At 34.1% G+C, this 14357-nt stretch carries 9 protein-coding genes; 1 reads left to right on the plus strand and 8 read right to left on the minus strand.

Annotated features, from left to right (window positions below; all coding sequences use genetic code 11):
- The first annotated feature begins 111 nt into the window (after positions 1–111).
- Positions 112–990: a GNAT family N-acetyltransferase gene (locus JQC67_RS02495; protein ID WP_203251282.1), complete on the plus strand. Its 879-nt coding sequence runs from the start codon at positions 112–114 to the stop codon at positions 988–990.
- A 24-nt stretch (positions 991–1014) separates the two neighbouring features.
- Here the strand turns inward: JQC67_RS02495 and JQC67_RS02500 are convergent, their stop codons facing one another.
- The 8 genes from JQC67_RS02500 to JQC67_RS02535 form a co-directional block, all read right to left on the minus strand.
- Positions 1015–4467, minus strand: coding sequence for a pyruvate carboxylase (locus JQC67_RS02500; protein ID WP_203251283.1), 3453 nt, complete (start codon positions 4465–4467; stop codon positions 1015–1017).
- Between the two features lie 25 nt (positions 4468–4492).
- Positions 4493–5647, minus strand: coding sequence for an alpha-hydroxy acid oxidase (locus JQC67_RS02505; protein WP_203251284.1), 1155 nt, complete (start codon positions 5645–5647; stop codon positions 4493–4495).
- Positions 5648–5710: 63 nt separating this feature from the next.
- Positions 5711–7042 carry an L-fucose:H+ symporter permease gene (gene fucP, locus JQC67_RS02510; RefSeq protein ID WP_203251285.1) on the minus strand — a complete coding sequence of 444 codons (1332 nt, stop codon included), beginning with the start codon at positions 7040–7042 and terminating at the stop codon, positions 5711–5713.
- Positions 7043–7050: 8 nt separating this feature from the next.
- A complete protein-coding gene (locus JQC67_RS02515; protein WP_203251286.1) occupies positions 7051–7830 on the minus strand; it encodes an L-fucose dehydrogenase in 780 nt (259 codons plus the stop codon).
- An 8-nt stretch (positions 7831–7838) separates the two neighbouring features.
- On the minus strand, positions 7839–8693 hold the full coding sequence (locus JQC67_RS02520; protein ID WP_203251287.1) for a fumarylacetoacetate hydrolase family protein: 855 nt from the start codon (positions 8691–8693) through the stop codon (positions 7839–7841).
- A gap of 44 nt (positions 8694–8737) precedes the next feature.
- The gene (locus JQC67_RS02525) at positions 8738–9514 is read right to left on the minus strand and encodes an SDR family NAD(P)-dependent oxidoreductase (RefSeq protein ID WP_203251288.1); all 777 of its coding nucleotides are present in this window, start codon (positions 9512–9514) and stop codon (positions 8738–8740) included.
- 16 nt (positions 9515–9530) lie between these two features.
- Positions 9531–10847: an L-fuconate dehydratase gene (locus JQC67_RS02530; protein ID WP_203251289.1), complete on the minus strand. Its 1317-nt coding sequence runs from the start codon at positions 10845–10847 to the stop codon at positions 9531–9533.
- 117 nt (positions 10848–10964) lie between these two features.
- Complete coding sequence (locus JQC67_RS02535; RefSeq protein WP_203251290.1) at positions 10965–14213, minus strand: VCBS repeat-containing protein; 3249 nt, start codon at positions 14211–14213, stop codon at positions 10965–10967.
- Between the last annotated feature and the right edge of the window lie 144 nt (positions 14214–14357).

Here is a 14357-nt window from a genome sequence, read left to right on the forward strand (position 1 = left end):
TTGAAAGCAATAGCTAAAGTTATTATTTTCTTAAAAGCTTAAAATATATCTATATAGCAATTTCTGTGCATACTTTTATAATCGACAATAAATAGTATTTTCGAACACATAATGCCAAAACCAACAATAAATATTGAAATAAGAGTAATGCTTCTATCTGATATGGAAGCCATTATGCAGCTTAAGAATGCTGAAAATTGGAACCAAACTGAACAAGATTGGGAGTTTCTAATTGAACAAAATCCCAATTATTGTTTTGTAGCTTGTATTGATGGATTAATAGTTGGCACTGTAACGGCAATGGAATTTGAAAACAAATTGGCGTGGATCGGCATGATGTTAGTTTCAAAAAATTATCGCGGTTTAGGAATAAGTAAAATGCTGTTAAATACCGTCATTAATAAATTGAAGTTTTGTGAATCTATAAAACTTGATGCCACACCAGCAGGCATCCCTGTGTATAAAAAATTAGGTTTTTCTGATGAATATGAGATTTGTAGAATGACAATCTCTAATTTATTATTAGACTCTAAATCGCAATTTGAAAAATCGAATAATTCTGTTGAACCGATAAACGAAATAATTCTTAGTGAGGTAGCGAAATATGATCAAGAAGTTTATGGTGTAAATCGAAAACCCTTGATGCAATTTATGCTACGACATAAAAACAATTGCCATTGGTGTTTAAAGGAAGGTGATTTATTAATCGGTTATATTTCAGGGCGAAACGGCAATAACTATTTTCAAATCGGACCACTATTAGCAGCATCAACATCTGAAGCTAAAATACTTTTAACAGCTGCATTTCAAAACTTGTTAGGTAAACCTATTTTGGTAGATGTACTAAAACAACAACCTGAACTAATTGAATGGTTAACTACTATTGGCTTTGAAGTACAACGAGATTTTACAAGAATGTATTTAAAAAATAACTCATGTGACAATCAAATAGAAAATCACTTTGTAATTGCTGGTCCTGAATTAGGGTAATATTTAAATATTTATTGAATTCAATTATTTCAGCACTATAATAAGGTCTTCTGAATTCACTAAAGTACCACCTTCTAAAACTACTTTGTCAACAATTCCATCTGTAATAGCCACAACTGTACTTTCCATTTTCATAGCCTCAATTACAAACAGCGGTTGATTCTTTTTAATTTCCTGACCTTTTTTAACCAATACATTAGACAACAAACCTTGTAACGGAGATCCAAAATGTTTTACATTAGAAGAATCAGCTTTTTGGTTTTCAATTTTATTAACCTTTACATTGGTATCTTTAATAAGTACATTTCTTATTTGACCATTAATTTTAAAGAAGATACTCACATTGCCATCAAGATCTGGCTCTCCTCTTTGCATTAAAGAAATTAAAACATTTTTTCCCCGATCCAACTCCACCATAATTTCTTCGCCTACTTCCATTCCATAGAAGAAATTTTTAGTGGGAATATTCATTACGTTACCAAACTTCACATGATTGTTGTAAGCATCAGTAAAAACTTTTGGATATAATGAATAGGATAAAAAATCGGTCATTTCAAGATCACGACCCATACCCTTTTTAAACTTTCTTTTAAAAGCTTTAAATTCTTTATCAAAATCAATGGGTTCCATATGAGCATTTGGCCTATTGGTATAGGGTTTTTCGCCTTTTAAAACCAGTTTCTGTATTTTTTTTGGAAAGCCACCTACTGGTTGCCCCAATTCACCTCTAAAAAAACTTTTTACCGATTCAGGAAAAGAAATATCTTCTCCACGTTCTAAAACATCTTCTACCGTAAGACCATTACTAATCATGTACTGGGCCATATCACCAACAACTTTTGAACTCGGTGTTACCTTTACTATATCACCGAACATTTGGTTGACTTCACCATACATTTTTGTTATTTCTGGGAATTTATCTTCAAGACCCAATGCAATTGCTTGACCTTTTAAATTTGAATATTGCCCACCTGGTATCTCATGATTATACACATCACCGGTACCGGATTTTAAACCTGATTCAAAAGTGTAATAGTAATTACGAACCGTTTCCCAGTAGTTAGAATATTCAGAAAGTTTTTCTGTATTCATCACATTTTCACGTTTATGGTAACGTAACATTTCTACCACCGAATTAAAGTTAGGCTGTGAAGTAAGTCCAGATAAACCACCCAACGCAACATCAACAACATCTACTCCAGCCTCAATTGCTTTCAAATACGTTGCCGATTGCACCGATGAAGTATCATGCGTATGTAAATGAATAGGAATATCAATTTCAGATTTCAATTCTTTAATTAAAATATAGGCAGCATTCGGCTTAAGTAAACCAGCCATATCTTTTACCCCAAGAATATGAGCACCCGCATTTTCGATATCCTTTGCGAGTTGTACATAGTATTTTAGGTCATATTTTGTTTTAGCCGGATTCAAAATATCCCCTGTATAACATATTGAACCTTCTGCCAAACCACCTGTTCTCTTTCGCACATGTTCAATACAAGGCGCTATGGATTTCATCCAATTTAACGAATCAAAAATTCGAAAAACATCAACCCCCGTATTCCATGATTCTTCAACAAATTTTTCAATTAAATTATCAGGATACGCGGTATACCCAACGCCATTTGATCCTCTAATTAGCATTTGCAATAAAACATTTGGCATTGCTTTACGTAATAAGGCCAATCGCTCCCAAGGATTTTCCTGTAAAAATCGCAAACACACATCAAAGGTAGCACCACCCCAAACCTCCATAGAAAATATCTCAGGATGGTTTTTTCTGTAACCCTCCGCTACTTTGAGCATATCGCTAGTACGCATACGTGTAGCTAAAAGACTCTGATGGGCATCACGCATTGTGGTATCGGTAAAGTGAATTTTCTTTTCCTTTTTCAACCATTGCGAAAACTTTTCTGGGCCCAATTCAGTCAATAAGTCTTTAGTGCCTTTTGGATGGCTATCCATATTTGGCACCGACGGAATAATTGGTTTAGAAAAAACGTGAGTTGGATCAAACTTTTTTACATCGGAATTTCCGTTTACTATGGTTTCACCTAAAAATTGTATTAATTTATTCGCACGGTTTCTTGGCTCAACAAACTCAAAAAGTTTAGGCTCGTTCTTTATGAAATTTACCGTTACCTTGCCTTCTCTAAAGGTCGGATGCTTTAGAATATTATCTAAAAAGGCCATATTGGTATTTACGCCACGTATCCGAAATTCAGCCAATGCCCTACGCATTTTTCTACAACAGCCATCTAAAGTTCTACTTCTTGCAGAGACCTTAACTAACATTGAATCAAAAAATGGAGAAATAGAAACGCCCTGATAAATACTTCCGGCATCTAATCGAATACCAAAGCCAGAAGCACTTCTATATGTTGTGACTACTCCGTAATCTGGTTTAAAATCATTAGAAGGATCTTCAGTAGTAATTCTACATTGTAATGCTAAACCAGTAATTTGTATTGATTCTTGATTTGGTATTTTTATTTGCTGATCTGATAATTTATATCCGCCAGCAATAAAAAGCTGAGCTTTAATCAAATCAATATTTGTAATCATTTCAGTAACTGTATGCTCTACTTGAACACGCGGATTTACTTCAATAAAGTAAATACTACCGTCATCATCAACTAAAAATTCAACAGTGCCAATATTATTGTAGTCTACTGCTTTACAAATATTAATTGCATATTCATATAACTTATCTTTCGTTTCTTGAGGTAAACCGATAGAAGGAGCAAATTCTATTACTTTTTGATAACGACGTTGAACAGAACAATCTCTTTCATACAAATGCACAATATTGCCATGTGTATCTGCCATTATTTGAATCTCAATGTGCTTCGGATTTTCTACAAATTTTTCTAGAAAAACTGTGTCGTCACCAAAAGCATTAAGCGATTCTCTTTTTGCCTCAGGAAAACCTTTTCTTAATTCTTCTTCTGTACGAATAACCCGCATACCACGGCCACCACCACCAGAGGCAGCTTTCAACATTATTGGATAACCGATTTTTTTTGCTTCAGATACAGCAATTCCAACATCTGTTAAATCTTTATCACTACTTAAGATAACAGGAACATTATTGGCTACTGCAACTTCTTTAGCCATAATCTTATCACCTAAAGCTTTAAGAACAGACACTTTAGGGCCAATAAAAATTATACCATTAACCTCACATTTTTCAGCAAAAGTTGCATTTTCAGACAGAAAACCATAGCCAGGGTGAATGGCATCAACGTTATTTTCTTTTGCTACTTTGATTATAGCATCAATATCTAAATATGGTTTGAGCGGTTCGGTATCAGCACCAATTTGATAACACTCATCAGCTTTATATCGGTGTAGTGAATAACGGTCTTCATAGGTATAAACACCAACAGTTCTTACCCCTATTTCAACACATGCTCTAAAAATACGTATGGCAATTTCACCTCTATTTGCTACTAGAACTTTTTTAATTTCCATACTACAATATGTTTAGGTACTGTTATTATTTAATCAAATGATGTGGAAAGTCTTTTACCTCCTCACAACATATTTGTTCCATTACTTGTTGAAGTTCGGTTTTAAGTAAAGATATGGTATGATCACCACCTTCGTTTCCTAAAGCAGCAACACCATACATAAATGATCTGCCCATGAATGTAAATTTAGCTCCACTAGCTAAAGTTCTTGCAATATCTGGCCCTGAACGCAGACCACTATCCATCATTACTGTCATTTTATCTCCGTACTTCTGTGCTATTCTTGTTAAAGGTTTTATGGTTGATTCTCCAGCATCTAATTGTCTACCACCATGATTAGAAACAATGACGCCATCAATGCCAAGGCGTAAAGCTTTTTCAGCATCTGCTTCATTTGCAACACCTTTTAATACCAACTTACCCTTCCACATATCGCGAATGGGTTTTATCTTTTCCTCATTTAATCTTCCTGAGAAAGTAGCATCCATAAATTTACCCAATTGTTTTAAATCTAGATTTTTAGGCATGTAAGGCTTCAGCGTTTCAAAGTTTGGTTGTCCATGAATTAAAGTTTTCAGAGCCCACTCTGGCCGTCCCAAAATCTGCAAAATATTTTTCACAGACATCTTTGGGGGCATTGCTAATCCATTTCTAATATCTCTTGGTCGAAATCCGAAAGTAGGAACATCACATAATATAACTAAAACTGGACATTCAGCCGCAGCTGCACGCTTTATAATATCGTCTCGTAAACGGTTTTTTGTAGGATGATATAATTGAAACCATGCTTGGCCTTCTGTTAACTCTGAAATACGTTCTATACTGCTTGTTGACACCGTACTAAGCACAAAAGGCACGTTATGTTTAAAAGCAGCTTTTGCTAATATTTCTGGGGCATTGGGCCACATTAGACCTTGTAAACCAACTGGTGCAATACCGAACGGTGCATCATACGTATGACCGAACAATTCTGTTTTCATTTCAGAACCCGTGTGCTTACTTAGATAATAGGGTAATAATTCTACATCTCTAATTTCAGCAGTATTCTTATGTAAGTTTACATCTTCATTACAACCACCATCTAGGTATTCAAAAGCAAAGTTTGGGATTTTACTTTTTGCTTTATTGCGCAAATCAGTAACTGATGGGTAGTTATTATTTATTTTAACTCCTTCTAGCATGATACTATAATTAAAAACTAAAAATTACTTGTACTTGATTTAATTAAAAAAGAGCTAACAAGCTTACTCTATTTGGTATACTTTAAACGCTCTATAGCCATATGCTGCAACAACTAAAAAGCAAACCAGAGGTAAAATAAAAGAGAAATTTACTTCAGGCACACCCATAATTCTAACATCATCATATGCGCTTCCTCCAATATCCATAATTAGGCCTTGAAGAACGGGCATAAATGCACCACCTACAATTGCCATAACCAAAAAAGCTGATGCTGGTTTTGCATCATCACCTAAACCTGTTAAAGCTATTCCGTAAATGGTCGGGAACATTAATGACATACAAAAGGAAACCATTACTAGTGAATATAGTCCACCCATACCCTGAATAAATATTGTACCCAAACAGAAGATTACCGCCAATACAGCTAAGAGCATTAATAACTTACCAGACTGAATAAATTTCATTAAATACGTGAACAGAAATCTACTGATTAGAAAAATCACTAAGGCTGCATATGCATAATTCACAGCTTCTTGATTATTGATTCCTAGATTTTCTGCATATTGGTAAATATATGTCCAACACATTATTTGTGCACCTACATAAAATAATTGTGCAATTACTCCCCCTACAAATCGTTCTTTTTTAAAAATTCTACGAATTGAATCCCACATACTAGAATTCGAATCATCTTCGTCTGCTTTCTGAACTTCTGGCATTTTTACAAATGCTATAACTACGAACATAAGAATTACAAAAAGACCCAAACCCACATACGGGTTTCTGATTACCAATAAATCAGATGTTTTAACTGCTGCTTTTGCGGTCTCAGAAAGTGTATCATAAACACTATTACCACCAGCATCTAAATCATCGGACTGCAATGCGCCCAATATAAATACCTGTGCTACAAACAAACCAGACAAAGCACCTAAAGGATTAAATGCTTGTGCTAAATTTAGTCTTTGGGTAGCAGTTTCTTTAGCTCCCATTGAAAGGATAAATGGATTAGCCGTAGTTTCTAAAAACGCCAAGCCAAAAGTCAAAATATATAAGGCCAACAAAAAGAAAAGATAATTTTCCATGGCAGCAGCAGGGTAAAAAAGTAAAGCCCCAACAGCATACAAAACAAGGCCTACTAATATTCCAACTTTATACGAATACTTTTTTACAACAAAGGCAGCAGGTAACGCCATTGTAAAATACCCTCCATAAAAAGCCGCTTGCACCCAAGAAGCCTGGGTATTATTCAACTCCAATATTTTTTTGAACGCGGAAACCATTGGGTTGGTAATATCATTCGCAAAACCCCAAAGTGCAAATAGCGAAGTGATTAAAATAAAAGGCACCAACAATTTCTTGGAAACAATTGGAATTTTTTCAGCGTTCTTCATTTTCTAGTTTATAAAGCTCTATCAAGGTGTGTATAACCACCATCAACATATACCAATTGCCCTGTTGTATGGCTTGAAGCATCAGACAATAAAAAAGCTACGGTATTGGCTATTTCAGTAGCAGTTGTCATCCTATTTTCTAATGGAATTCTCTCGGTAATTCCTTTTAATTTCTTCTCAGGCTCATCAAAGGTTTTTATCCATCTTTCATATAAAGGTGTAAAACATTCTGCAACCATTACAGCATTAACTCGAATACCATAAGGCAACAATTCTACAGCCCATTCTCTTGTAAGGGCATTTCGCCCACCGTTAGCTGCAGCATACCCTGACGTACCTCCTTGACCAGTTACTGAAGTTTTAGAACCAATATTTACAATTGCACCTTTACTTTTCTTTAATTCTGGTAATGCATGATGTGCCATTAAATAGTAATGAACTAGATTTTTCTGTAGCGAAGCCATAAAATCTTCATAACCTCCATTTTCTAGGCTCACTCCATCATTTACCCCCGCGTTATTAACAAGTCCATCTATTTTACCAAAACGTTCAATAACACTATCAATAGCATTTTTACATTGATCAGGATTGGTAAGTTCGGCAAAAGCATAAGCCACTGTTGCACCCGATTCTTCTAGTTCTTTAGCAGCTTTAATAATGGTTGGTTGATTTCTACCTATTATAAATAGAATAGCTCCTTCATCAGCGAGCACTTTACAAATACCAAGTCCTATGCCTTTAGAGCCTCCGGTAACAACAATGACCTTATCCTTTAAATTTAAATTCATTCTTAAGTTTATTGATACGCTTTAATCAGCTGTTTAGAAGTACCTAAACCTTCAATACCCAATTCAACAACATCACCTGCCTTTAAGTATTTGTTTGGACTAAAACCAAAACCAACCCCAGAAGGCGTACCTGTTGAAATAATATCACCAGGTAATAATGTCATATACTGACTAATATAACTGACTACTTGTTCGATATTAAAAATAAAATCAGATGTGTTACTGTCTTGTAGCTTTTCTCCATTTAATTTTAACCATAAGTCTAAATTATTTGGATTTTGAATCTCGTCAGTTGTAGCAATAAATGGCCCTAATGGAGCAAATGTATCACAACCTTTTCCTTTACACCATTGACCTTCTTTTTCAATTTGAAAAGCGCGCTCACTGTAATCGTTATGCAAAACATAACCTGCAATATGGTCATAAGCATCGGCCTCTGAAACATAAGTTGCTTTTTTACCAATAACAACAGCCAACTCAACTTCCCAGTCTGTTTTTTCACTATTTTTTGGAATAACTACATCATCGTTAGGACCGACAATTGCAGAAGTAGCTTTAAAGAAAAGTACAGGTTCTTTCGGAATAGTCATACCACTTTCTGCAGCATGCTTAGCATAATTCAAACCTACACAAACTATTTTTGAAGGTCTAACCAATGGTGAACCCAAACGCTCACTATCAGAAATTTCAGGACAACTATTTTGATTGCTTTCCAACCATTTTTCTAATTGCTGTATACCATCATTTCCAAAGAAATTTTCATCAAAATCTTGTCCGAATGCAGAAACATCAATTCGTGTTCCGTTTTCTAATTGCACTCCAGGTTTCTCACTACCTACTTTACCAAATCTTATTAATTTCATTTAATTTTTCTTAATACATTAAAATTTATTTGAATGTCTTCTATTTATGAACCATTGAGAGTTGTAAATCCACCATCAATAGAAAAATTAGTGCCGGTTACAAATGAGGCCTCATCTGAACATAAATAAATAGCCATATTCGCAATCTCCTCAGGTTTACCCATACGTCCGATAGGTTGGGTTTTAGATAATTTTTCAAACATTTCTTTTTCCTTACCAGGATAATTCTTTTTGATAAACCCGTCTACAAAAGGAGTATGTACTCGACCAGGTGAAATACAGTTGCACCGAATTCCATAATCAAGATAATCTTTTGCAGCCGAATAAGTCATGGTTAAAACTGCACCTTTGGTCATGGAGTATGCGAAGCGATCATTAATACCAACTGATGCTGCAATTGACGCCATATTTAATATTACACCTCCGTTTTCTTTCAAACTGGCAATACTAGCATGCATGCAATTGTAAACACCCTTAATATTTACTTCATATAAACGATCTAAATCTTCCTCTTTCGTATTCTCTAAATTACCAATATGCGCAATACCTGCATTGTTGATTAAAATATCAATAGAACCACTTTTTAAAATTAACTCAAAAGCACTTTTAACTTCACTACCATTTGCAACATTACATCCGTACACGGAAACCTTGCCTCCATTATCTCTTATAATTTTAGCCGTTTCTTCAGCATTTATAGCTTGTAATTCTAGAATATGTACATTAGCCCCATGTTCTGCAAGAGCTATACAAATTGCTCTTCCAATACCACTTCCACCACCAGTGACAACAGCATTTTTATTTTCTAAACTAAATTTCATTTGCAAGTTTATTCTTTTATTTTAATTCTTCTTTCCAATAACTTCCATCAGGAAACCTAAATTCTTCAATAGATTCTGGTTTCATTGTAATACTATAACCAGCCATACTTGGTGGCATATATGCACCGTTATTTATAACCACAGGATCATAGAAATGTTCATGTAAATGATCAACAAATTCAATTATTCTATCTTCAAGTGTGCCACTTATTGCAATATAGTCAATCATTGAGAGATGTTGCACATATTCGCACAGTCCGACTCCACCAGCATGTGGGCAAACTGGAATTTTAAACTTGGCTGCCATTAATAAAATGGCCAAAATTTCATTTACTCCGCCTACTCTACAACTATCAATTTGACAAATACCAATAGCTTCTGCTTGTAATAACTGTTTAAACATCACCCTATTCTGGCAATGTTCACCAGTAGCCACTTTTATTGGAGCAACTGCCTTTGCTATTTTTGCATGACCTAAAATATCATCAGGACTTGTAGGTTCTTCTATCCAATATGGATTAAACTTTTTGAGAGCTGCCATGTTTTCGATAGCTTCATCAACATCCCATTTCTGGTTAGCATCCATCATTAGTCTTAAATCAGGACCAATCTCTTCACGAATTATTGCTGCTCTACGCATATCATCCTTTAGATCGGAGCCAACCTTTATTTTCATATGATCAAAACCCGCAGCTTTAGCTTCTTGACAAAGTCTTCTCATTTTATCATCTGAATACCCTAACCAACCTGCAGAGGTTGTATACGCCGGATAACCATTTGCTAACAAATGATTGATACGTTCTTGTTTTGAGCTATCTTTTGCTTTAAGTATTTCTAATGCCTCAGATGGTGTTATAGCATCAGTGATGTATGTAAAATCAATACATTTAACCAATACTTCAGGGCTCATTTCTGCGATTAGGCGCCACAATGGTTTACCTTCTGCTTTTGCATACAAGTCCCAAACGGCATTTACCACAGCTCCTGTTGCTAAATGAATCACACCCTTTTCTGGGCCCAACCATCTCAATTGGCTATCACCAGTTATCATCTTCCAAAATTCACCCATATTGTCCGTAAAACTTTCTAAGGTTTTACCGATAACCAAAGGTGCCAAAGAATTTATTGCCGCAGCACACAGTTCATTACCTCTACCAATAGTAAATGTAAGTCCGTGACCTTCTAAACCATTTTCTGAATCGGTTTTTAGAATTACATAAGCAGCAGAATAATCAGGATCAGGGTTCATCGCATCGGAGCCATCCAATGATTTACTTGTAGGAAAACGCACATCCTCTATTACGACATCCGTTATGGTTATTGGTTTTGACATGACTTTTAATTTATAACAAATCTATAATTTCAATATTCAGAGTGCTACCTATATAGTTGCATCACTTAATACTTTTTTTGCATTAAAATCTGAAAACAATTCAAAAATTGAACTATTTTAATAAGAAAGTACTTTTATTCTATCATTATTTGCACCAAATAAAAATGACTGAGCATTTGTCTGAGCAATTTTTATTGGCACAATACCCTTCACCTCTCTATCAATTAAAAGTTGACTTTCATTCATTGATACAGAAATAAATTCTTTTTTACCATTATTTAATAAAACTAGCCCAATACCTGCATCAGATCTAGGTGTTTCGACTTCTGAATCATATAAGTTACCAGCTACCAATAAATCAGGGAAATCATCGTGATTATAATCAAAAAATACAATGTTATTAATTGATGAAAATTGAGCTTCTATAGGTAATTCATGAGCTTCAAAATTTCCATCACCAATGTTTTCAAACCATTGGTGACTAAATGTATTAATGGTCTTATGCATAGAATTTTCTAGCATTTTTTCCCCGTAAATATCATCAAGTTCAGCAGAAGCAAAAGATGCATAAGTTTCAAAATTCTTTTTAATCATTGGTATTTGCTGTGAAGAACATTCTCTACCACGTAAGGGTAGTTTAACACCTTTTTTTGTTACACTAAGCACAATATCTTGTCGATTATTTTCATCAAAATCATTTACATAAATCTCAAAAGGAGAATCTTTAGAACTTTTATACTTATAATTTAAACCAAGATTACCTACAACAAAATCTAAGTCACCATCTTTATCGAGGTCAGCTACTTCAATAGTATTCCACCACCCCACTGTATTTTCAAATTTCTGTTTTTCAGTTACATTTCTCAACTGTTTTCCGTCATTTTCGAAAATAGTAACTGGCATCCATTCTCCAGTTACAACTAAATCTCTTATATTATCATTATTATAATCAAACCACACGGCATCAGTTACCATGCCAATATTTTGTAGTTCTGGAGCAATTTTTTCAGTAACATCAGTGAATCTAAGGGCAGCATTTTTTCCTCCTTTATTCTCTAATAGATAACTTCTAGGTGCCTGTAAATAATACCCTGGCTGAATTCTTCCGCCAATGAAAATATCAAGATCTCCATCATCATCAAAATCCAAAGGCAATACTTTTAAACCACTTGTGCTAATTGCAGGCAAAACATTTTCAGATTTGACAAAACCTTCAATGGTATTTAAATACAAGCGATCTTGATAATGACTTTTGTCAATAGCCACATCATTACCACCACTAACAACATAAAGATCTTGATCACCATCACCATCAAAATCAGCAAAAACAGCACCTACATCTTCAAAATTTTGATCATCTATCCAAGGTCCATTTAGTATTGAGAAAACTCCTTTTTTATCTTGGGTATACAGAGCAGCCTGTTGATTTTTAGCATTTCCTATAAAAAAATCTTCTAACCCATCATTATTTACATCACCAACAGCTAATGCCGGACCCAACTGCGAATTCTGATGTGGCAAGAGTGGTTCAACTAAAAAATCATCGTATAAATCTTCTGTATGTTTAAATTTAATTTCCAGAGATTCAGTGATATCATTAAATCCATTAGATTTATTGGTAACTGTTGGCTCATTATGTTGAGCATCATTATATTGAAGCATCACTGTCTGATTTGCAGAAACATTATTTATATGCTGTTCTTTACCATCAGGCCAAATAATTTTAATTGCCTCAACAGAATCCTGTTGTCCTAACCCAAAATGTAATATTGGCTCAACACTTGATTGAAAACCTCTTGTCAGACTTTGTTCTAACCATTGAGTTGTATTACCTGATACTATTTTCACTTTAGCACCTAAACCCAATGAATTGTCTTTTGAACCTTTTAAATGAAATCTTAGATAATTTGAGCCTTCACTATTATTTTTTAGCAAGCTAGCATGATTATCTATATTATTCAATACCATATCTAAATCACCATCATTATCAAGATCACCATAGGCAACGCCATTTGAAAAGCCTTTTACGTTACCATTCCATTCTTCAGAAACGTCTTCAAATTTGTAATTACCTTTATTACGATACATAAAATTTTCAATTGGAGTTGATGGCGCCTTTTGCATATCTATCTTATTGGAAGTTAAAGAAGTGGCCTTTTCTTTATTTAACAAATCATTGTTATTAACATCTAATCGCATACCATTTGTAATAACAATATCTTTTAAACCATCATTATCAAAATCAGCAAATAGTGGAGCCCAACTCCAATCTGTTGTTGCTACTCCTGAAAGTCTAGCTATATTACTAAGAATAGGTGTTCCGTTTTTATCAAACCCATTATTGACTTGAAGACTATTTTGCATGTACTGATAGTGAAAACCTAAATTCACCATTGAATAAAATGAGGTAGGATTCATGCTAGCCATATTGGTTTTAGAACGAAAATGATCGTTCGGTGTCATATCTACCTGAACTAAATCAATCAAACCATCATTATTAAAATCTGCTGCATCAACACCCATTCCGAACATTGAAGTTTGTCGTGTAGTTTCTTTTAGTTTTTCAGAAAAAGTACCATCTCCATTATTTATATAAAAATAATCAGGTACATTAAAATCATTTGAGACATATAAATCTTGCCATCCATCATTATTAAAATCTGAAGCCACAACGCCTAAAGAAAGTCCAAAATTTAGCAGTTTAGATTCTTCTGTAACGTCTACAAATTTTCCTTCACCATTATTTTTATACAAATGACCAGACTCATTTGCTTTTCGCAATTGCATCTTATCATAATAATAATCATTGGGCATGGTTAATGGAATAATAGGATAATTAGCTACATATAAATCTAAATCACCATCATTATCATAATCAAAAAAAGTTGCTTGAATAGAATTACCATTATCTGCAATACCGAACTCTTCAGCCTTTTCACTAAAAGACATATCGCCATTATTTATGAAAAGTTGATTTTGCGTAAGCTCTCCTAAGCCTGATACACTTACATAAATATCTAACCAACCATCGGCATTAATATCTACCATTGTTACACCAGTGTACCATCGTGAATCACCCGCAATTATATTGTTTAAAGCAACGTCTTCAAACTTCATATCTCCCTTATTCAGATATAATTTGTTAGGAGTCATATTACCGGTGAAGTAAACATCTGAAAGACCATCATTATTTAAATCACCTATTCCTACACCTCCACCCATATAGATATAAGGAAAAGTATTGTAGTTAAAAGTGTCAGATACTTTTATTGTATTGCTAAAATCAATTCCTGATTCGCTAGTATTAATAATTTCAAATCCGCTTTTTACAGACTCTTGATCTTCATTGCTATTTATACAACTCATGACCAAACTCAAGATTAAAACCAGTAGAATTTTTATTGACTTATAAATATACCTCATAACATTTGCAACGTAATTTTCAATTTCACACTTTAAATTGATAATATGCATGAAAATCATTAGTCCGATTTTAACTATACAATATAA

Source organism: Aurantibacter crassamenti (genome assembly GCF_016811105.1).
Taxonomy (GTDB): Bacteria; Bacteroidota; Bacteroidia; order Flavobacteriales; family Flavobacteriaceae; genus Aurantibacter_A; species Aurantibacter_A crassamenti.

Bases quoted from the DNA above. Each gene is read 5' to 3' on its own strand.
- JQC67_RS02500 (WP_203251283.1), bottom strand. From the start codon at position 4,467: ATGGAAATTAAAAAAGTTCTAGTAGCAAATAGAGGTGAAATTGCCATA.
- JQC67_RS02535 (WP_203251290.1), bottom strand. From the start codon at position 14,213: ATGAGTTGTATAAATAGCAATGAAGATCAAGAGTCTGTAAAAAGCGGA.
- JQC67_RS02515 (WP_203251286.1), bottom strand. From the start codon at position 7,830: ATGAATTTAAATTTAAAGGATAAGGTCATTGTTGTTACCGGAGGCTCT.
- JQC67_RS02505 (WP_203251284.1), bottom strand. From the start codon at position 5,647: ATGCTAGAAGGAGTTAAAATAAATAATAACTACCCATCAGTTACTGAT.
- JQC67_RS02525 (WP_203251288.1), bottom strand. From the start codon at position 9,514: ATGAAATTTAGTTTAGAAAATAAAAATGCTGTTGTCACTGGTGGTGGA.
- JQC67_RS02495 (WP_203251282.1), top strand. From the start codon at position 112: ATGCCAAAACCAACAATAAATATTGAAATAAGAGTAATGCTTCTATCT.
- JQC67_RS02530 (WP_203251289.1), bottom strand. From the start codon at position 10,847: ATGTCAAAACCAATAACCATAACGGATGTCGTAATAGAGGATGTGCGT.
- JQC67_RS02520 (WP_203251287.1), bottom strand. From the start codon at position 8,693: ATGAAATTAATAAGATTTGGTAAAGTAGGTAGTGAGAAACCTGGAGTG.
- fucP (WP_203251285.1), bottom strand. From the start codon at position 7,042: ATGAAGAACGCTGAAAAAATTCCAATTGTTTCCAAGAAATTGTTGGTG.